The 19,711-nt window shown below is 65.4% G+C and carries 20 protein-coding genes and 1 tRNA gene; 6 read left to right on the top strand and 15 right to left on the bottom strand.

Annotated elements, in window-relative coordinates; translation table 11 throughout:
* The 4 genes from carB to ACT6S0_RS11120 all read right to left on the bottom strand — a co-directional run.
* On the bottom strand, positions 1–1,856 hold a 1,856-nt coding region (carB, locus tag ACT6S0_RS11135), incomplete at its 3' end, for a carbamoyl-phosphate synthase large subunit (RefSeq protein WP_444763953.1).
* A gap of 10 nt (positions 1,857–1,866) precedes the next feature.
* Entirely contained in the window at positions 1,867–2,508 is a 642-nt protein-coding gene (gene leuE, locus ACT6S0_RS11130; RefSeq protein ID WP_444763952.1) for a leucine efflux protein LeuE, read from the bottom strand.
* A 13-nt stretch (positions 2,509–2,521) separates the two neighbouring features.
* Positions 2,522–3,682 carry a glutamine-hydrolyzing carbamoyl-phosphate synthase small subunit gene (carA, locus tag ACT6S0_RS11125; protein WP_444763951.1) on the bottom strand — a complete coding sequence of 387 codons (1,161 nt, stop codon included), beginning with the start codon at positions 3,680–3,682 and terminating at the stop codon, positions 2,522–2,524.
* 177 nt (positions 3,683–3,859) lie between these two features.
* Positions 3,860–4,261: a GlcG/HbpS family heme-binding protein gene (locus ACT6S0_RS11120; RefSeq protein ID WP_444763957.1), complete on the bottom strand. Its 402-nt coding sequence runs from the start codon at positions 4,259–4,261 to the stop codon at positions 3,860–3,862.
* Between the two features lie 91 nt (positions 4,262–4,352).
* Between ACT6S0_RS11120 and ACT6S0_RS11115 the strand changes: the two genes are divergently transcribed.
* Positions 4,353–5,045 (top strand): Bax inhibitor-1/YccA family protein, encoded by a 693-nt coding sequence (locus ACT6S0_RS11115; protein ID WP_444763950.1) that lies wholly within the window; start codon positions 4,353–4,355, stop codon positions 5,043–5,045.
* Positions 5,046–5,093: 48 nt separating this feature from the next.
* Here ACT6S0_RS11115 and ACT6S0_RS11110 read toward each other — a convergent pair whose 3' ends face one another.
* From ACT6S0_RS11110 to surE, 6 genes are all read right to left on the bottom strand, one after another.
* Positions 5,094–6,608: a glycoside hydrolase family 5 protein gene (locus tag ACT6S0_RS11110; RefSeq protein WP_444763949.1), complete on the bottom strand. Its 1,515-nt coding sequence runs from the start codon at positions 6,606–6,608 to the stop codon at positions 5,094–5,096.
* 156 nt (positions 6,609–6,764) lie between these two features.
* Positions 6,765–8,117 carry a 23S rRNA (uracil(1939)-C(5))-methyltransferase RlmD gene (gene rlmD, locus ACT6S0_RS11105; RefSeq protein WP_444763948.1) on the bottom strand — a complete coding sequence of 451 codons (1,353 nt, stop codon included), beginning with the start codon at positions 8,115–8,117 and terminating at the stop codon, positions 6,765–6,767.
* Between the two features lie 104 nt (positions 8,118–8,221).
* Positions 8,222–9,220, bottom strand: a complete 999-nt coding sequence (gene rpoS / locus ACT6S0_RS11100; protein ID WP_444763947.1) for an RNA polymerase sigma factor RpoS — start codon at positions 9,218–9,220, stop codon at positions 8,222–8,224.
* A gap of 44 nt (positions 9,221–9,264) precedes the next feature.
* Positions 9,265–10,164, bottom strand: a complete 900-nt coding sequence (locus ACT6S0_RS11095) for a peptidoglycan DD-metalloendopeptidase family protein (RefSeq protein WP_444763956.1) — start codon at positions 10,162–10,164, stop codon at positions 9,265–9,267.
* A gap of 65 nt (positions 10,165–10,229) precedes the next feature.
* Positions 10,230–11,033 (bottom strand): protein-L-isoaspartate(D-aspartate) O-methyltransferase, encoded by an 804-nt coding sequence (locus ACT6S0_RS11090; RefSeq protein ID WP_444763946.1) that lies wholly within the window; start codon positions 11,031–11,033, stop codon positions 10,230–10,232.
* Entirely contained in the window at positions 11,034–11,777 is a 744-nt protein-coding gene (surE, locus tag ACT6S0_RS11085) for a 5'/3'-nucleotidase SurE (protein WP_444763945.1), read from the bottom strand.
* A 92-nt stretch (positions 11,778–11,869) separates the two neighbouring features.
* On the opposite strand from surE, the gene ACT6S0_RS11080 reads away from it, so the two are divergent.
* The gene (locus ACT6S0_RS11080) at positions 11,870–12,847 is read left to right on the top strand and encodes an NADPH:quinone oxidoreductase family protein (protein WP_444763944.1); all 978 of its coding nucleotides are present in this window, start codon (positions 11,870–11,872) and stop codon (positions 12,845–12,847) included.
* A 98-nt stretch (positions 12,848–12,945) separates the two neighbouring features.
* A complete protein-coding gene (locus ACT6S0_RS11075; RefSeq protein ID WP_056264571.1) occupies positions 12,946–13,689 on the top strand; it encodes a LuxR C-terminal-related transcriptional regulator in 744 nt (247 codons plus the stop codon).
* Positions 13,690–13,789: 100 nt separating this feature from the next.
* Here ACT6S0_RS11075 and ACT6S0_RS11070 read toward each other — a convergent pair whose 3' ends face one another.
* Entirely contained in the window at positions 13,790–14,338 is a 549-nt protein-coding gene (locus ACT6S0_RS11070; RefSeq protein ID WP_444763943.1) for a carboxymuconolactone decarboxylase family protein, read from the bottom strand.
* A 97-nt stretch (positions 14,339–14,435) separates the two neighbouring features.
* Here ACT6S0_RS11070 and ACT6S0_RS11065 point away from each other — a divergent pair, with 97 nt between their 5' ends.
* A complete protein-coding gene (locus ACT6S0_RS11065; RefSeq protein WP_444763942.1) occupies positions 14,436–15,296 on the top strand; it encodes an AraC family transcriptional regulator in 861 nt (286 codons plus the stop codon).
* Positions 15,297–15,353: 57 nt separating this feature from the next.
* Here ACT6S0_RS11065 and ACT6S0_RS11060 read toward each other — a convergent pair.
* The 4 genes from ACT6S0_RS11060 to ACT6S0_RS11045 form a co-directional block, all read right to left on the bottom strand.
* Positions 15,354–15,441: transfer RNA gene (locus tag ACT6S0_RS11060), tRNA-Ser, on the bottom strand.
* Positions 15,442–15,488: 47 nt separating this feature from the next.
* Positions 15,489–16,784, bottom strand: a complete 1,296-nt coding sequence (gene serS / locus ACT6S0_RS11055; RefSeq protein ID WP_444763941.1) for a serine--tRNA ligase — start codon at positions 16,782–16,784, stop codon at positions 15,489–15,491.
* Between the two features lie 68 nt (positions 16,785–16,852).
* Positions 16,853–17,830 carry a 4-hydroxy-3-methylbut-2-enyl diphosphate reductase gene (ispH, locus tag ACT6S0_RS11050; protein ID WP_444763940.1) on the bottom strand — a complete coding sequence of 326 codons (978 nt, stop codon included), beginning with the start codon at positions 17,828–17,830 and terminating at the stop codon, positions 16,853–16,855.
* Positions 17,830–18,273: an FKBP-type peptidyl-prolyl cis-trans isomerase gene (locus tag ACT6S0_RS11045; protein ID WP_444763939.1), complete on the bottom strand. Its 444-nt coding sequence runs from the start codon at positions 18,271–18,273 to the stop codon at positions 17,830–17,832. The genes ispH and ACT6S0_RS11045 overlap by 1 nt, the downstream gene beginning before the upstream one ends.
* Positions 18,274–18,314: 41 nt before the next feature.
* On the opposite strand from ACT6S0_RS11045, the gene radC reads away from it, so the two are divergent.
* Both radC and ACT6S0_RS11035 read left to right on the top strand, forming a co-directional pair.
* A complete protein-coding gene (radC, locus tag ACT6S0_RS11040; RefSeq protein ID WP_444763938.1) occupies positions 18,315–18,989 on the top strand; it encodes a RadC family protein in 675 nt (224 codons plus the stop codon).
* The gene (locus ACT6S0_RS11035; RefSeq protein ID WP_444763937.1) at positions 18,986–19,639 is read left to right on the top strand and encodes a Smr/MutS family protein; all 654 of its coding nucleotides are present in this window, start codon (positions 18,986–18,988) and stop codon (positions 19,637–19,639) included. Before radC ends, ACT6S0_RS11035 begins: the two co-directional genes overlap by 4 nt.
* Positions 19,640–19,711 lie beyond the last annotated feature (72 nt).

Genomic DNA, 19,711 nt, shown 5'->3' with positions numbered 1-19,711 from the left:
CGGTCGCTCGTGTCGTAGTCCGTCGAGACGGTCTCGGGGTTGCAGTTGACCATGATGGTCTCGTAGCCATCCTCGCGCATCGCGAGCGCGGCGTGCACGCAGCAGTAGTCGAACTCGATGCCCTGGCCGATGCGGTTGGGGCCACCGCCTAGCACCATGATCTTCTTCTTGTCCGTCGGCTCGGCCTCGCACTCGGCATCCGCGCCTTCATAGGTCGAATACATGTAGGCCGTCTGCGTGGCGAACTCGGCCGCGCAGGTGTCGACGCGCTTGTAGACGGGCCGCACGTTCAGCGCGTGGCGGCGCTCGCGCACCGCGTGCTGGTGAGTGCCCAGCAGCTTGGCCAGGCGCTTGTCCGAGAAGCCCTTGCTCTTGAGCAAGCGCAGCTCCGCCTCGGTGATTGACTCGATGCTGCGACCCTTCAGGTCGCCTTCGATCTGCACCAGTTGCTCGATCTGCGCGAGGAACCACGGGTCGACCGCCGTCTCCTCATAGATCTCGTCCAGCGTCATGCCGATGCGGAAGGCGTCGGCCAGATACAGGATGCGCTCGGGGCCGGCTTCGCCGATCTCCTGCACGATGTCTTCGCGGTCGGTCGAGCGCTCGGTCAGGCCGTCAATGCCCGTCTCCAGACCGCGCAGCGCCTTCTGGAACGATTCCTGGAAGGTGCGGCCCATGGCCATCACCTCGCCGACCGACTTCATCTGCGTCGTCAACCGCGAATCCGCCATCGGGAACTTCTCGAAGGCGAAGCGCGGGATCTTGGTGACGACGTAGTCGATGCTGGGCTCGAACGACGCCGGCGTGATCCCGCCGGTGATGTCGTTCTTCAGCTCGTCCAGGGTGTAGCCCACGGCCAGCTTGGCGGCGATCTTGGCAATGGGGAAGCCGGTCGCCTTGGAGGCCAGCGCCGAGGAGCGCGATACGCGCGGGTTCATCTCGATGACGACCATGCGGCCGTCCTTCGGGTTGATCGAGAACTGCACGTTGGAGCCGCCCGTGTCCACGCCGATCTCGCGCAGGATGGCGATGCTGGCGTTGCGCAGCAGCTGGTATTCCTTGTCCGACAGCGTCTGGCTGGGCGCCACGGTGATCGAGTCACCGGTGTGAATGCCCATCGGGTCCAGGTTCTCGATGGCGCAGACGATGATGCAGTTGTCCGCCTTGTCGCGGACCACTTCCATCTCGTATTCCTTCCAGCCGATCAGGCTCTCCTCGATGAGCAGCTCGTTGGTCGGCGACAGGTCCAGCCCGCGCTTGCAGATGGCCTCGAACTCTTCCGGGTTGTAGGCGATGCCGCCACCCGAGCCGCCCAGCGTGAAGCTGGGCCGGATGACCATCGGGAAGCCCGCGCCGCCGATCTCGGCCTGGATGCGCTTTTGCACCGCCAGCGCCTCTTCCATCGAATGCGCGATGCCCGACCGGGCCGAGCCCAGGCCGATCTTGGTCATCGCGTCCTTGAACTTCAGGCGGTCCTCGGCCTTCTCGATGGCGTGCTCGTTGGCACCGATCATCTCGACGCTGTACTTGGCCAGCACGCCGTGCTTGTGCAGGTCCAGCGCGCAATTCAGCGCGGTCTGGCCGCCCATGGTGGGCAGCACGGCATCAGGCCGCTCCTTGGCGATGATCTTCTCGACGACCTGCCAAGTGATGGGCTCGATGTACGTGACGTCCGCCGTGTCCGGGTCCGTCATGATGGTCGCCGGGTTGCTGTTGACCAAGACGACTTTGTAGCCCTCCTCGCGCAACGCCTTGCAGGCCTGGGCGCCCGAGTAGTCGAACTCGCAGGCTTGGCCGATGATGATCGGGCCCGCGCCGATGATGAGGATGGTCTTGAGGTCTGTGCGTTTCGGCATGGCGGTCTGCTTAGAGAGTGGTCGTGGCCAGCTTGGCCCCGAACCCAACGAAAAGTGCACCGACGCCTGCATTGGCGGCGCCAGAGAGACGACGCCGCGCGCGGAAGGCCGCAGCCAGGCGGGCGCCGGCGAAGATCAGCGTCGAGAGATAGATGAAGCTGAGCACCTGGATGATGCTTCCCAGGACCAGGAAGGTCAGCGCCGGGTGCGCATAGGCCGGGTCGACGAACTGGATGAAGAAGGACAGCAGGAAGGCGATCGCCTTGGGATTCAGCAGGCTGACGACCAGGGCCTTCTTGAACGGCTGGCTGGCGTCGACGACGCTGGATGCACCGTCCAGCTTGGCCTCGCCGCGCCAGGTGCTCACCGCGCCGAGCAGCAGTTGGATGCCGATCCAGCCCAGGTAGACAGCGCCGACCATCTTCACGACGAAAAATATCTGCGGGCTGGCCATCAAAAGCGAAGCGCCACCAGCAGCGGCTGCCGTCATCAGCACCGTGTCGCCGACAAACACGCCGCAGGCCGCGATGTAGCCGGCGCGCACACCCCGCTGCGCCGCGACGGACAGCACATACAAAGAGTTAGGCCCGGGCAGCAGGATGATGAAGATTGCCGCCGCGAGGAAGGTGCCGAGGTCGGTGATGCCGAACATGGGTGTGCCTCGTTCAGGCCTTGTTCATCAAGGCTATGAAGTGATCGAACAGGTAGGCGATGTCGTGCGGGCCGGGGCTGGCTTCCGGGTGGCCCTGGAAGCTGAAGGCCGGCTTGTCGGTGCGAGCGATGCCTTGCAGCGTGCCGTCGAACAGGCTGATGTGTGTGGCGCGCAGGGTGGCGGGCAGCGTCTGGGGGTCCACCGCGAAGCCGTGGTTCTGGCTCGTGATGCCGACACGGCCGCTATCCAGGTCCTTGACCGGATGATTGGCCCCGTGATGGCCGAACTTCATCTTGAAGGTCTTGGCTCCCGAGGCAAGCGCCAGGATTTGGTGGCCCAGGCAGATGCCGAAGACCGGAATGCCCGATTCGATCAGCTGTGCCGTGGCCTTGATGGCGTAATCGCAGGGCTCCGGGTCGCCGGGGCCGTTGGACAGGAAGATGCCGTCCGGCTCCAGGTCGAACACGGCGCTGGCGGGCGTCTGCGCCGGCACGACGGTGACCTTGCAGCCCCGCGAAGACAGCATGCGCAGGATGTTGCTCTTGACGCCGAAGTCATAGGCGACGACGTGGAACTTGGCGCTCGTCTGTTCGCCGTAACCGCTGCCAAGCTGCCATTCCGTCTGGGTCCAGACCTCATTCTGGGTGCGGCTCACCACCTTGGCGAGATCAAGCCCGGCCATCGATGGCGCGGCCTTGGCTTGGGCGACCGCTTCGTCGATGTCGGTCTGAGTCAAGGCCTGGCCGGCGGGCAGCGCCAGGATGCAGCCGTTCTGCGCGCCCTTGGTGCGCAGAACGCGGGTCAGGCGGCGCGTGTCGAGGCCGGCGATACCCACCGTGCCTTGATCACGCAGATAGGTGTCCAGCGTCTTGCCAGCGCGGAAGTTGGACGCGCGCAAGGGCAGGTCCCTGATGACGAGGCCGGCGGCGTAGACCTTGCTGGCTTCGACGTCTTCGTCGCTGACGCCATAGCTGCCGATGTGCGGATACGTCAGCGTGACGATCTGCTTGCAGTAGCTCGGGTCGGTCAGGATTTCCTGGTAGCCGGTCAGCGCGGTGTTGAACACCACCTCACCAACCGTTTGGCCCGTCGCGCCGATGGATTGGCCTCGGAACACCGTCCCATCCGCCAACGCCAAGATTGCTTGAGGGGGGTGGAGCAGGTCAGCCAGCACAAAGGTCTCCGCAAGTGGGGCGCGTGCCCAGCATCAACCCGTCGGTGACGGGTCAGCTTGAAGAAACCGAGGGGATCTTTCGCCGGGCAGCGCGGGGTTCAGGTAAACCCATCGAGTATAGCCGACTGGGGTTAGTACGGAGGCTTCGTGACCGCCCTGCGACGTCTTCGTGATGACTCAAAGTGCCGCAATGCCGGCGCGGGCGATCTCGACGTCCTCGCTTGACTTGACGCCGCTGACACCGACGGCGCCGACGCACTGGCCGTCGACCAAAATGGGAACGCCGCCCTCGAGCAGACCCTGCAGGCCGGGCGCACTCAGAAAGGACACGCGGCCCTGGTTGATCATGTCTTCATAGACCTTGCTTTCGCGACGCCCGAGCGCTGCCGTCTGGGCCTTGGCCGGCGCGATCTGCGCAGAAATCGGCGCTGCGCCGTCGAGCCGCTGCAGCCACAGCAAATGCCCGCCTGCGTCGGCGATGGCAATGCTGACTGCCCAGCCCTGCCGCTGGGCATGGGCTTCCGCGGCCGCCGCGACGCGCTTGACGTCTTCGAGTTCGAGCTGGGATTGCTGTTTCATGGTCTTGCGTTTGCTGGGACAGGCCCCAATGTAGCCGCCTTGCACCGACCTAGAATCGGCGCAGTTTCCATTCGCCCTTCGGAGGATCGTCATGAACGAAAGCCTGCAAAACCAATATGGCTACGCCAACGTGGGCCTTGCGGCCGATCGCCAGCGCGTGCTGCGCAACACTTACTGGCTGCTGGCCCTGTCCCTTGTGCCGACCGTCCTCGGCGCGTGGGTCGGCGTCGCGACCGGACTGTTCGCGGCGCTGAGCCCCGGCATCAGCATGATCGTGTTCTTCGTCGGCGCCTTCGGGTTGATGTTCGTCGTCGAGAAGACCAAGGACAGCGCAGCCGGCGTGGCGGCTCTGCTGGCATTCACCTTCTTCATGGGGTTGATGCTGTCGCGGCTGATCGGCTTCGTGCTGGGTTACAAGAACGGCACCTCCCTGGTCATGACCGCCTTCGGCGGCACCGCCGCCGTTTTCTTCACGATGGCCACCCTGGCGACCGTCATCAAGCGTGATCTGTCGGGCATGGGCAAGTTCCTGACCGTGGGCGCCATCGTGTTGCTGGTCGCCTGCATCGCCAATTTCTTCCTGCAGTCATCGGCGCTGATGCTGACCATCCTCGTGCTGATGCTTGGCGTGTTCTCGGCCTTCATGCTCTACGACATCAAGCGCGTCATCGACGGCGGCGAGACCAACTACATCAGCGCGACGATGGCGATTTACCTGGACGTCTACAACGTGTTCCAGAGCTTGCTGTCCCTGTTGGGCATTTTTGGTGGCGAGCGCGACTGACGCGCCACACAGCTTGAGCATCAAAGGCGGCCTCGGCCGCCTTTGTTTTTACCGGGCGGGCTTGTAGTTCTTCAACACGAAAGGCGCGCTGAGCACGACGGGCCGGCCAACCTGGCCGATTTGCAGCGCGAGGTTGACCGTACCGCCCGCGAAGCTCTCGGCCGCCACACCGCCGATGGCAATGGGCTCCAGCTTGCTGGTCAACGTCACGGAACCGGAGACCACCACCGTATAGGGTGGCGCGCCGAGTTGCAGCAGCATGGGCACGACGGCCTGGGCCCGGGTGTCTTCGGTGTCGAGCCGAGCCCAAGCGATGACCTGCAGCTTGTCGCCCTTGGCGATGCTGCCCTGCAGCGGCGCAACCGCGCCGATGTCCCAGGCGTTGGATTTGGCAGCCGGCAGGGCCACTCGCAGACAGACCTTGCCCGTCGCGGCGCAAGGAGTCTGCTGGCTGGACTGCCCATCGCCATAGACCGACCAGGTCGAAACCCGCGGCGTGTTGATCAGATAGTCGAGTGCCGGATCGGTCGCGCGCGCTGCTGGGGCAGTGCCGGCCGCCAGCCCGGGCACCAAGGCACCATGAATCGGCTTGACCCAGCCGTCGGCCCTCATATCCCAGAGGACGAAGTCGGAGTCGAACTGCCAGTAGGACCAGCCGAAGCCACGCGCCTCGGCCGCCCTCGCCACGGCAGCAGTCCAGGCGACGCGCTGCGCCATGCCCGCGGTCTCCAGCACGCCGAACTCACCAAGCAGGATGGGGCGCTTGTGCTTGTCCGCCCAGGCCTTGACGCTGTCCATGTCCTGGGTCAGCCGCTCCAGATCGGCCGCCGTGCCCCAGGTCACGCCGGACAGCTTCTGGAACTGCGGCGTCCAGCTCGCCCCCTGGTGAGTGAACTCCATGGGCGTGTAGTAGTGGAAGGTGACGATGAGCCGCCGATCCGCCTCGGGCAAACGCAAGCTGCCCAGATGATCCAGCGAGTTCCAGAACTTCGGCCCGACGATGACACGTCGGGTCGGATTGGACTCACGGATGATCGCCAGGTTTTCGGTCAGCATGTCTTGCCAAACGGCGTCGGCGGCGCCGTTGGGTTCGTTCAATATCTCGAAGATGAGCCCATCCGGTGCGCCCTGGTAGCGGGCGGCAACCTGGCGCCAGAAGGCTTGGAGCCGCACCCGACAAGGCGGCAGATCCTCCTCCTTGGCACACTCGTTGAAATTGTGCTGATCGAGGATGACCTGCAGGCCTGCCTCCAGCCCCGCGCCGACCAGTTTGTCCAGCGTCTTCAGCCACTGGGCAGACAACCGATGCTCGGCGTCCATGTGGGCGAAGGCATGCAGGTTGAGCCGGACGTGATCGAAACCACCGTCGCGGATCGCCTGCATATGTCGCAACTGGAAGCGCGCTTTGGCGGGATCCTCCCAAATCGCGTCGTAGCCGACGATGTTGACGCCCCGCTTCGGCACAGGCGGAATGCTGTCGGCTTGGGCATGAGCCGAACAGGACAGGCACATCGCTAGCCAGGCCAAGCCCAACAGCCAGGCCAACTTGAATTCAAGGAACATGGCTTGCCTCGTCTCTGCCGGGTTAAGCGGGACAGCTAAACAAATATGTTTATCATTTTGTCCACCCTGCAGACATGAGCACCCCGGACTTACGCGGAGATGCCAGCCCACCCGTCTCGGGTGGATCGCTGCAGATCCACCCGGTGTGCGGCAAGTTCAACGGTCGAAGACGGCAATGCTTTCGACGTGGGCCGTGTGCGGAAACATGTTCACCGCGCTGGCCGCCGTGCAACGGTAACCCGCCACATTGACGAACAGGCCTGCATCCCGCGCCAACGTCGCCGGGTTGCAGCTGACATAGACGATGCGCTTCGGCGCCGTCCAGCCGGGCGCCAGGGACGGGTCCTGCGCAAGGTCCGCCACCGCCTTGGCGAGCGCGAAGGCCCCCTCGCGCGGCGGATCGATCAGCCACCGGTCCGCGCTGCCGTCCAGGGCCAGCAGCTCTGGCGTCATCTCGAACAGATTGCGCGCAACAAAGCGGGTCTTGTGCGCCAGGCAGTTCGCTGTCGCGTTCTCGCGCGAGCGCTGTACCAGGGTCTCGCTGCCCTCGATGCCCAGCACCTCGCGCGCCTGGGTGGCCAGCGGTAGCGTGAAGTTGCCCAGGCCGCAGAACCAGTCGATGACGCGGTCGCCCGGCTCAACGGCGAGCAGGCGCAGCGCACGGCCGACCAGCGTCGCGTTGATGTGCGGATTGACCTGAGTGAAGTCGGTCGGCTTGAAGGGCATGGTGATGCCGAACTCGGGCAGGCGGTAGGCCAGCTGCGGGCCGCCTTCGTCGAGCAGCTTGACGGTGTCAGGCCCCTTCGGCTGCAGCCACCACTGGACGTCATACCTGAGACCAAACTCGCGCAGCATCGCGATATCGCCGTCCGGCAGCGGATTCAGATGACGCAGCACAAGGGCGATGACCTCGTCGCCCATTGCAAGCTCGATCTGCGGCAAACGATCGCGCTCGGCCATGCCCATGATCAACTCGCGCAGTGGCATCAGCAGGTCGCTGACCACCCTTGGCACAACCTTGCAGACCTGCATGTCGGCTACATAGCGGCTCTTGCGCTCGTGAAAGCCGATCAGCACGACGCCCTTCTTCTGCACATAGCGCACCGAAAAGCGCGCGCGATAGCGGTAGCCCCAAGTCGGGCCTTCGATGGGCCGCAGCAGCACCTCCGGCTTGACCTTGCCGAGATGCCAGAGCTGGTCTTCCACCACGCGCTGCTTGACCGCCACCTGCGCGCCAGCCTGCAGATGCTGCATCTTGCAGCCGCCACAGGCACCAGCATGCAGGCCGAAGTGCGGACAGCCTGGTGTCACGCGCAGAGGGCTTTCCTTTTTTATCTCGGTGAGCTGGCCCTGCTCCCAGTTGTTCTTGCGGCGTGAGATCTGCGCCTTCACCACCTCGCCAGGCAAGGCCCCATCGATGAAGACCACCTTGCCCTCAGCGTTGTGCGCCACGCCTTGCGCCTCAAGTTCGATGCTTTCGACCTTGAGCCATTCCGTCGTCTGATTCATCCCCCGATTGTCACTGAGGCCCCTCGCCCACCGAGCACGGCGAGCGACTCCCGAGGGGATACGGGGCGGGCTTGGGGCGGCCCGGCACTTGACCCATAGAGGGCTCAGAAGATCGAGTCGCGGTCGACGCCGTGGCGCATCATGTTGCGCTTGAGCTTGGCCAAGGCCTCGATCTGGATCTGGCGGATGCGCTCGCGCGTCAGCTTCAGGCGGATGGCCAGCACATCGAGCGTCTCGGGCTCGCGGTCAGACAGGCCATAGCGGCCCGCCAGTACTTCGCGTTCGCGATCGTTCAGGCTCGCGAGGCCATGCTTGAGCAACTCCTCGACCTCGTGTGACAGGCGCAAACCCATCGGGTCAATGGCCTGCTCGTCGGCGACAAGATCGAGCATGGATTCGCCGCCTTCGCCGTTGCGGTCCACCGGCGAGTCGAGCGAACTCGGCAGCTCGGCATACGCCAGCAGCTCGGCCACTTCGTCGACCGGGCGGCCCAGCGCCTGGGCCACGTCCTCTGCACGCACACGCCCGTCGGCCCCGTTGGCACTTTGCAAAGCCTCCAGCGCCCGACGCGCCTTGAGCACCTGGTTGAGCTCGCGCACGATATGCACGGGCAGCCGCACCAGGCGCGCCTGGTGCATCAGCGCGCGCTCGATGCTTTGGCGGATCCACCAGCTGGAATAGGTCGAGAAGCGAAAACCCCGCTCCGGCTCGAACTTGCCGATCGCATGCATCAAGCCGAGGTTGCCTTCCTCGATGAGATCGCTCATCGGCAGGCCGCGGCCGAGATAGTTCTTGGCGATGCTGACAACCAGTCGGAGGTTGTGCTCGATCATGGCCTGACGCGCATCGAAATCACCCGCGCGCGCTGCCTGGGCCGTGTTGAACTCCTGCTGGGGTGTCAACAGCGGCGTGCGGCGGATATCGCGAAGGTAGGCCTGCAGCGCATTGCCTAGCTCGATCTCGTCGCCGCCGCTGCGCAGTGCTTGGGTGTCTTCGTCGGCGCTACCGGGGCCAGGCTCAGGTTCACTGTGCCCATTGATGGCCGACATCAGGACGCCAGGTTCGCTGGCATGGCCGTTGAGCTTGGGCGCAGCGCGTTTCATGACTTGGTCGCTCGCCCCGTATGTGTGATTTGCGCGCCGTCGCTTCAGCGCGGCGGAAGCAATTTCGCAGGGTCGACAGGCTTGCCGAGTTTGCGCACTTCGAAGTGCAGCTTGACGATATCGCTCTCGGTAGAACCCATCTCGGCAATCCTCTGACCTTTACGCACCACTTGGTCCTGCTCGACCAGCATCGCCCGGTTGTGGGCATAAGCCGTCAGGTAAGTGTTGTTGTGCTTGATGATGACCAAGTTGCCGTAGCCGCGCAAGCCCGAACCAGCGTAAACAACGCGTCCATCGGCGACAGCGAAAACCGGGTCACCCGGCTTGCCCGCAAAGTCCAAGCCCTTGTTGCGCTGCTCGTCGAAACCGGCGCTGACCGGGTGGGTCACCGGCCATGCCCAAGACAGGCCGTCTTCATCACCGGCGGCAGCAGTTGGGGCCGCAGGAGCCGGCGTGGTGGTGGCTGCCACCGAGGGCGCCGACGCTGCCGTGCTCGCCGCAGCGACCGGTGGCTTGGCATCCAGCGGACGTGTCTCGACCTTGGCAGTGCCAGCGACTGGCTTGGCCGTGACGGCACTCGGGTCCACGCCCGGCGGCACCACACGCAGGACCTGGCCGACCTCGATGCGGTTCGGGTTCTCGAGGTTGTTCCACTTGGCCACGTCGCGCCAGCTTTGGCCGTTGTCGAGCGCGATGCGGATCAATGCATCCCCCGGCTTGACGGTGTGATAACCGGCCTTTCCGGCGTTCTCAGCGCCGGGAAGCAGCGCCTTGGTTTCGGCTGCTGAGGCGGCCGACGCCGCAGGTTCCGGCGTGGCAGGCGCAGCAACCTTGGGCGGCTGCGGATTGCGGTCTTCGACCGGTGCGCGCTGCAACGACGTGCCGCAGGCACTGAGCAGCAGCGCTGTGGTGACAACAAATATGAGGCGCAGGCTAGAGGGCATCGTGTGGCGAAGGCGCGTTGGGAGGCCGACCCAATTGTGTGGCGCGGTGCGCCGACGACCCCCGGTCAAACAACGCCAGATTTTAAGGGAACGAAAAGCACGGCCTCATGTTCGCTGCGCACCCAGCGGCTGACGCCCGCCTCCACGACGTGGTCGAGCACTACCAACACTTGGCCGCGCCCTCTCGCCGCGGTCGGCGCAACCAGGCGTCCACCGGGCGCGAGTTGCTCGGTCCAGGCTGGTGGAATGTCCTCACCGCCCGCGGCAGCAATGATGCTGTCGAAGGGGCCACTGGCCGAGTGACCGACCCGGCCGTCGCCCCAGATGAGGCGCGGCGAACGCGGCAAGACAACACGTTGCAGATTCAGCTTGGCCTTGTCATGCAGGCCCTGCAGGCGTTCGATGGATGTGACCTGGCGCGCCAGCAGGGCGATGACGGCAGCCTGATAGCCACAGCCGGTGCCGATCTCCAGCACGCGACCCAGCGAGCCGCGCTGGCGCGCGCCCCCGCAGGCCATCAGCAAGCCCAGCATGTGGGCCACGACGGAGGGCTTGGAGATCGTCTGCCCATGACCGATGGGCAGCGCCGTGTCTTCGTAAGCTTGGGCGGCCAGCGCCGTGTCGACAAACTCGTGGCGGGGCACCGCGGCCAGCGCGGCCAGCACATGTTCATCGAACTTGCCTTCGGCCCGCAGCCGGTCGACCATGCGCTGGCGCACCGCACCGCTGTCCAGCCCCGTCCCGCTCGGGCGCGCCAGCCGTGCCGCATCGACAGTGGCCTGGTGCAGATGGCGCTGCGGCATCAGCAACTCGCGCTGCGGCGCGGTGGCCGACTTCAGGCTGGCAGGAAAGCGCTTGGCCGTCGACATTCAGAGCCCAAGGCGTTGGGCCCAGGAGGCGAGCGATGAATGTTCGGTAAGGTCAACCTGCAACGGCGTAATGGACACGGCGCCATTGGCCGTTGCGTGGAAGTCCGTGCCCTCGCCAGCCTCGCGGGCGTCGCCAGCGGGGCCGATCCAGTAGATGGTCTCGCCGCGGGGGTTGACTTGCTCGATGACGCCCTCGCTGGAATGCCGCCGACCCAGACGAGTGATGCGGCGCGGCAGCGTGTCGGCATCCGCCCGGTTGGGGATATTGACGTTGAGCAGGAAGGCCTGGCTCAGACCTCCGGCGATGACCTGCTCGACCAGGCTGCGTGCCAGGCGAGCTGCGGCTTCCAACTCGCCCCAGCCCTTCTCTGCCTGCGAGAACGCGATCGACGGGATGCCGAAAAGATAGCCCTCAGTCGCCGCCGCCACCGTGCCCGAATAGAGCGTGTCATCGCCCATGTTGGCGCCATTGTTGATGCCTGACAGGACCAGGTCGGGCCGGTAGCCGAGCAGGCCGGTCAGCGCGAGGTGCACACCATCAGACGGCGTGCCGCTGACATAGCGAAAGCCGTTGGCCGCCCGGTAGACGTTCAGCGGCCGATTCAGCGTCAGCGAATTGGACGTACCGCTGGCGTTTTGCTCGGGGGCGATGACGTCGATCTCGCCAAGGCCCTCACAAGCCTTCACCAGAGCCGCGAGGCCAAGTGCCAGGTAGCCGTCGTCGTTGGAAATGAGGATACGCATGGTGGCCAATTGTAGAGACGACGTCACCTGCGAGACCGGGTGTAACCCCCGCGATTCCTATCATGACGACTTCAAAAAGCGTGGAGACCGCGATGAAGGCATGGCTGTGCGAGAACCCCATAGGCGTCGAGGCGCTGCAATGGCTTGAGCTGCCGCAGCCGGTGCCCACTGCGGGGCAGATCCGCGTACAGATCAAGGCGGCCAGCTTGAATTTTCCTGACCTTCTGATCGTGCAAAACAAGTACCAGATGAAACCTGCCCTGCCCTTCGTGCCGGGCACCGAATTCTCTGGCGTCATCACGGAGCTTGGCGAAGGCGTCAAAGGCCTTGCGGTCGGCCAGCGCATTGCCGCGTTTGGCGGTCTGGGCGGCTTCGCCACCGAGGTCTGCATCCCGGCCACGCTCGCCATGCCCTTGCCGGATGCTTTCAGCTTCGAGGACGCCGCCGCCTTCATCTGCACCTACGCCACCAGCCATCACGCGTTGATGGACCGCGCGGCGCTGCGCGCCGGCGAGACGGTGCTGATCCTTGGGGCGGCCGGCGGCGTCGGCACGGCCGCCATCCAGATCGCCAAGGCTGCGGGCGCGCGCGTCATTGCGGCCGCCGGCAGCGACGCCAAGTGCGATGCCTGCAAGGCGCTGGGCGCCGATGCGACCGTCAACTACACCAGTCAGAACCTGCGTGACGAACTGAAGTCATTGACTGCAGGCAAGGGGCCCGACGTCATCTATGACCCCGTCGGCGGCGACCTGGCTGAAGCCGCGTTCCGCTCCATCGCCTGGCGCGGCCGTTATCTGGTCATCGGCTTTGCCCAGGGGGCCATTCCGGCATTGCCGCTCAATCTCGCGCTGCTCAAAGGCGCGTCCATCGTCGGCGTGTTCTGGGGTGAATTCGCCAAACGCGAGCCCGGCGCTAACGCCAAGATGCTGGGAGAAGTCGCCGGCTGGTACGCCGCCTGCAAGATCAAGCCGGTACTTGACCGCGTGCTCGACATGGAAGAACTGCCTGCGGCCTTCGCCCGCATGGCTGCTCGGAAAGTCGTCGGCAAGTTGGTTCTTACCAATCCTTGAAGCCTGAAACGGGGGCGCGGGCCGCCCTGATATCCCTGAGTTTCTAGGGGCGGTGCGCTACATTCGACGGTCGAAACGACAGCCGCCCGCCTCGCGCCATGACCGTCAAAGTTCTCATCATCGAAGACAACCCCGTCGCCCGCAGCTTCTTGTGCCGCGTGGTGCGAGAGAGCTTTAGCGACGCCATGGAGATCACCGAAGTCGGTGATCTTGAGAACGCCCGCCGCCAAGCTGCCAAGTTGTCGGGCGGGAACCCCGAGATCAGCTTCAAGCTCATCCTCGTCGACCTCGAACTACCCGACGGCAATGGCATGGAGTTCCTGACCGAGATGGCGGGCTCACCGGCGATCAAGATCGTCACGACGCTGTACTCGGATGACGACCACCTTTTCCCGGCCCTGCAGTGCGGCGCCGACGGCTATCTGCTGAAGGAAGATCGTTTCGAGGTGCTAGTGGAAGAGCTACAGCGCATCGTGCGCGGTCAGCCGCCGCTGTCGCCTGCCATTGCACGCCGTCTGCTGTCGCACTTCCGTCCCAGCACCAGCGACAGCGGCACGATGCCGCTGAACTCCGGGTTCGGAACCCTGTCGTCGTCGCACGCACCGTTTGCGAACAGCCGCGGTGTCGCGCTGGATCCGCCGCCCGAGTGGGAACGCCTGACGCCGCGCGAGAGTGAGGTACTGACGTACCTGAGCAAGGGCTTCACGATCAAGGAGATCGCGAACCTGATGGGCATCAAGTGGTTCACCGTCAACGACCACATCAAGTCGATCTACAAAAAACTCAACGTGTCCAGCCGCGCCGAAGCGGCCGTGCTGGCTTCCAAGCAGGGCCTGGTTTAGCCGACGCCTTCCTCGAGCGCTTCATGCAAGGCCTCGCCGCGTGCGAGGCCTTGTCGTTATCGGCCCGCCAAAGCGTTTTGTGGCTGCGGCAGCTTGCCCGTCAGGCTGCCGAGCGCAACGTCACGGCGGGGAAATCCACCGGCACCGCAAAGGCGACGTTCACGTAGTTGGTAAACAGGTTCAAGGCGACATGCGCCACGATCTCGACGATCTGGCCATCGTCGAAGCCGGCCGACCGCAGCGCCGCAACGTCCGTGTCAACCACTTGGCCACGGTGCTCGACGAGCTTCAACGCAAACTGCAGCGCTGCGGCGGTGGCCGGATCGGCAGACTGGCCAGCCTGTGCTGCACTCATTTCGGCGGATGAGGCGCCCGCCTTGCGGCCCAGGGCCGTGTGCGCGGCCAGGCAGTAGTCGCAGGCATTGCGGTCGGCCACGGCGACGGCGATCTGCTCGCCCAGTTTTGACGAGATGCGCCCGCCGCCAAGGGCAACGAAGCTGCCCCACATCGCCTGCAGCGCGGCGGGCGAGTTCGCAACGGCGCGGAACATGTTGGGCGTCGCACCGAAGGCACTGCGCACGGCGTCGAGCAGCGCAAGGCTGCCGGCGGGGGTATCGGTGGAGGAAACAAGGGGCACTCGGGCAGTCATGGGATTACCTTTCGGTTGCAGTGGGAAGGACTCCACTGTGCCGCCTCAAGTGGAACGATAGGTATCATCTCGTCTCACTTTCACATCCAATCGTCTCATGCCCGACGACAACCCGCTCGACCGCCTCAGCCCGCTGTTCGAACGCTTGCGCCTGCGAGCCAGCCTGTTCCACACCGGCCCGCTGTGCGGGGTGACCCACTTCGATGCCCGTCCGGGCCGTGGCTTCTTGCATGTGATGCGCAGTGGCCAGATGCAGGTGCGGCACGCCGCCGCGACCGGCCTGGCTAAGCAACTCTGGGTGCGCGAGCCCAGCCTCTTGTTCTACCCGCGGCCGCTCGCCCACGACTTTCACAACGCGCCCGCCGAAGGATCGGACTTCATCTGCGCGACGGTGGACTTCGATCAGGGCGACGGGCACCCGCTGGTGCAGGCGCTGCCACCCTTGGTCGTGCTGCCGCTGGCCCGCGTCGAGGGCATCACCGCAACGCTGGCAATGCTGTTCGGCGAAGCCGAGCGCGTGCGCTGCGGCCAGCGCCTGTTGGCGGATCGGCTCTTCGAAGTGCTGCTGCTGCAACTGCTTCGCTGGATGTTGGACCAGAAGGACACGCCCCTGCCCGTCGGTCTGCTGCGAGGGCTGGCAGACACGCGTTTGGCACGCAGCCTGACTGCGCTGCACGCAAGACCTGGCGAAGCCTGGAGCCTGACGCGCATGGCTGAAGAGGCGGGCATGTCGCGCAGCCGCTTTGCCGAGGCCTTTCGCGCCGTCGTGGGGCAGACGCCGGCTGACTATCTCGCGCAGTGGCGGCTGATGATTGCGCGCGCCGAGCTGCGCGCTGGCAAACCAATGAAGCAGCTCGCCACTGAATTGGGCTATGCGAACGCATCCGCTTTGAGCCGTCTTTTTGCACAACGACATGGCGGCCTGTCGCCACGCGCCTGGCTGAACGGGTCCGCCTAAGCAAGTCGCCATCGACCGGACAAAGAAAACCCGCCGGGGTTACCGGCGGGCTTGTCTTGGAGGAGAGGGGGGGATTCGAACCCCCGAGACGTTACCGTCCGCCTGATTTCGAGTCAGGTACATTCAACCACTCTGCCACCTCTCCGGAATCTGGTGCGAGCTAAGCCCGACATTATAGCCAGGCTTTTGGCCTCAGCCACGCAGCTCGATCATCCCGCCCAGGTAGGGGCGCAGAGCCTCCGGCACCTCGACGCTGCCGTCGGCGCGCTGATAGTTCTCCAGCACCGCCACCAACGTCCGGCCCACCGCTAGGCCCGAGCCGTTCAGCGTGTGCACGAACTCGTTCTTGCCCTGCGCGTTCTTGAAGCGGGCCTGCATGCGACGGGCCTGGAAGGCACCCATGTTCGAGCAGGAGCTGATCTCGCGGTAGGTGTTCTGCGCCGGCAGCCACACCTCGAGGTCATAGGTCTTGGTCGAACCGAAGCCCATGTCGCCGCTACACAGCAGCACCGTGCGGTAAGGCAGGCCGAGCTTCTGCAACACAGCCTCGGCGTGGCCGGTCATCTCCTCCAGCGCAGCCATGCTGTGCTCGGGGTGCTCGATGCGCACCATCTCGACCTTGTCGAACTGATGCTGGCGGATCAGGCCGCGCGTGTCGCGGCCGGCGGAACCCGCCTCCGAGCGGAAGCAGGGACTGTGCGCCGTCAGCTTGATGGGCAGTTCCTCCGGCTTGAGCACGCTCTCGCGCACGGTGTTGGTCAGCGATATTTCCGAAGTGGAAATCAGGTATTGCTCGACCTGTACCTCATCGCCGCCACGCAGCACCCAAAACATGTCTTCCTTGAACTTGGGCAGCTGCCCCGTGCCCTCCAGGATCTCGCGGTTCACGATGTAGGGCGTGTAACACTCGGTGTAGCCGTGCTCGGTGGTCTGCATGTCGAGCATGAACTGCGCGAGCGCGCGATGCAGGCGCGCAGCCGGGCCCTTCAGGAACGCAAAGCGCGAGCCGGACAGCCGGGCCCCCATCTCGAAATCCAGGCCCAGCGGCGCGCCGAGATCAACGTGGTCCCTGATGTCGAATTCGAAGCTGCGCGGTGTACCCCAACGCCGCACCTCGACGTTGCCGTGTTCATCCGTGCCCACCGGCACGCTTGCATCCGGCAGATTGGGCACGCCCATCAGCATCTGGTTGAGTTCCAGCTGGATGGCCTCGAGGCGCTCGGCACCGGCCTTGAGTTCTTCGGCGATGCCGCCGACCTCCGCCATCAGTGCCGACGCATCTTCGCCCTTGCCCTTGGCCATGCCGATTTGCTTTGACAGCGTGTTGCGCCGCGCCTGCAGTTCCTCGGTGCGCACCTGCACCGAGCGGCGTTCGCCTTCCAAGACGCTGAAGCGATCAACGTCGAGGAAGGGCTGGGGGTTCTTGCGCGCTGACAGGCGCTCGAGGACGGCGTCCAAGTCCTTGCGCAGCTGGGTGATGTCCAACATGTTCAGTCTCCGATCTTCATGCGAGAGCGGCGCCACGAAGGCGCCGCCAAAAAGGGTGGGCGCTGGCGTCAGGATCGCGACGAACTGACCTCGGCCATGGACTTGTCGCCCAGACCCATCGGCAGCGGAAAGCGCACATGCTCTTCAACGCCCGGCAGGCTGCGCACGGTCGTGGCACCAAGCGCACGCAGGCGGTCGATGACGGCCTGCACCAGCACATCAGGTGCAGAGGCGCCGGCCGTCAAGCCCACACGCGGGCAACCCTCCAGCCACTCGGCCTTGAGATCCTCGGCAGCGTCGACCATATAGCCGGGCGTTCCGAGTCGTTCGGCCAGTTCGCGCAGGCGGTTACTGTTGGAGCTGGTCGGGCTGCCGACGACGATGACGACGTCGACCTGCGGCGCCAGCACCTTGACGGCGTCCTGGCGGTTTTGCGTGGCGTAGCAGATGTCCTGCTTCTTGGGCTCTCGCACCTGCGGGAAGACTCGCTTCACCTCAGCCAGGATCTCGGCCGCATCGTCGACGCTCAGTGTCGTCTGCGTGACGACGGCAAGCTTGGCCTGGTTCTTGACCTGCACATTGGCCACGTCCTCGACGTCTTCCACCAGAAAGATGCCTTCGGACAGCTGCCCCATCGTGCCCTCGACCTCGGGGTGGCCCTTGTGGCCGATCATGATGAACTCGTAGCCCTCGCGGTGCAGCTTGGCCACCTCGACGTGGACCTTGGTGACCAGCGGGCAGGTCGCATCGAACACCTGGAAGCCGCGCGCGGCGGCCTCGCGGCGTACCTCCTGGCTGACGCCGTGGGCGCTGAACACCAGCGTCGCCCCGGCCGGCACATCGGCGAGGTCCTCGATGAAGATGGCGCCGCGCGACTTGAGGTCGTTGACGACATAGGTGTTGTGGACGATCTCATGGCGCACATAGATCGGCGCGCCGAATTTGACGAGCGCCCGCTCGACGATCTCGATGGCACGATCCACGCCGGCGCAAAAGCCGCGCGGTTCGGCCAGCAGTACTTCCTGGGGATGCACGACGGCGTTCATCACAGCACCCCTATCACTTGCACCTCAAAGCTGACCGGCTGGCCGGCAAGCGGGTGGTTGAAGTCGAACAACAACGCGTCGTCGCCCAACTCGCGCACGACACCTGCATAGCCGCCCTGCCCGTCCGGGCCCGGGAACTGCACGACATCGCCGACGTTGTAGATTTCATCGGGGTCGCCGAGCTGGCGCAACAGCGCCAGCTTCACGCGCTGCAACAGCTCGGGGTTGCGCTCGCCAAACGCCTCGCCGGGCGCAAGTTGGAAGCTTTCGTGAGCACCTTCGGACAGGCCCATCAGGCGCGCCTCAATAGCCGGCGACAGCTGGCCGGCGCCGAGCGACAGCGTCGCGGGCTTGTCGTCGAAGGTGTTGACGATGTCGGCGCCGTCCGGGCCTGAAAGCCTGTAATGCAGTGTGAGGAAGGAGCCGGCCTGGATGAGGTTCATTCGGGAGAGTTGGGAGAGCGCTTGGCTAGACTGCCGATTTTATGCCGCTGACCCACCTGCCCCCCGACGCCCGCCCGCGCGAGAAGCTGCTCGCCCGCGGCCCGCAGGCGCTGGCGGACGCCGAATTGCTGGCCCTGCTGCTGCGCACCGGCATCCAGGGCACGCCGGTGCTGCAACTGGCGCAGAGCCTGTTGGACCGTTTCGGTGGTTGGGCCGGGCTGCTGGCGGCCAGCGTGCAGGACCTCGGCAAGGTCAAGGGCCTGGGGCCGGCCAAGCGCGCGGAGATCGCCGCGGTGCTGGAGATCGCCCGCCGTTCACTGAACCAGCGCCTCGTGGAGAAGTCCACGATGAACGACGTCGACACGGTCAAGACCTATGTGCGACTGCACCTGAGTGGCCTCGGCCACGAAGTGTTCGCGGTGCTGTTCCTCGACACGCAGCTCAAGCTGATTGCCATGGAGACGCTGTTCCAGGGTTCGCTCGCCCACACCACGGTGCACCCGCGCGAGGTCGTCAAGCGGGCCTTGGCGCTGGGAGCGGGCGCAGCCATCCTGGCGCACAACCATCCGAGCGGCGTCGCCGAGCCTTCACAGGCGGATCAGCAGCTGACGAAGCACCTCAGTCAGGCGCTGGCGCTGGTGGACGTTCGTGTCGTTGACCATCTCGTCGTCGGCGCCGGCGAGGTCGTGTCGTTCGCCGAGCGGGGGCTGATGTGAGCAAGCCGCCGGTGACGGTGCGCAGCCTGGCCGATCTCAAGCCGCTGGCCCGAGAGCTGGCGGCCGTGCGCCTGGCCGCCGATGTGGAGCGCGAGCGCATCGCAGCGGCCATGCGCCTGGCCGAGCAGGAGCGGCGTGTCTTCGAACTGACGGTCGGTCCCGTGACACCGCTGCGCCATGTCGACCGCGTGCTCCATGAACTCGAGCAGCCCGCGCCCGAGCCACGTCAGCGCCAAGCCGACGAGCGCGCCGTGCTGCTGCAGGCGCTGTCGGACGAGATCGACGTCGACACACTGCTGGAGACCGACGAGACGCTGAGCTTTCGGCGCGAAGGCATCAGCGTGGAAGTGGTGCGCAAGCTGCGCCGCGGCCACTGGGCGCTGCAGGCGCAACTGGACCTGCACGGCCTGCGCCGCGATGGCGCGCGCGAGGCCCTCGGCCAATTCATCCACGAGAGCGCCCGGCGCGGCCTGCGTTGCGTACGCGTCGTGCATGGCAAGGGCCACGGCTCACCGGGCCGCGAGCCCGTGCTCAAGGGCCGGGTGCGACGCTGGCTGGTGCAGAAAAACGAGGTGCTGGCGTTTGTGCAGGCGCGCGCCAGCGACGGTGGGGCGGGGGCGCTGATGGTGCTGCTGAGCGGAACGTCCTGACGCACCGCTGACACCGGGCCATGCGTCGCATTGCGCCGACACGCCGCATCGCCATTGACCTGTCTGGTTAGG

The sequence above is a fragment of the Roseateles sp. genome, assembly GCF_052436255.1.
GTDB lineage: Bacteria > Pseudomonadota > Gammaproteobacteria > Burkholderiales > Burkholderiaceae_C > Pelomonas.
Note: the sequence above shows the minus strand (reverse complement) of the source record. Positions and strands in the feature narration are given on the sequence as shown.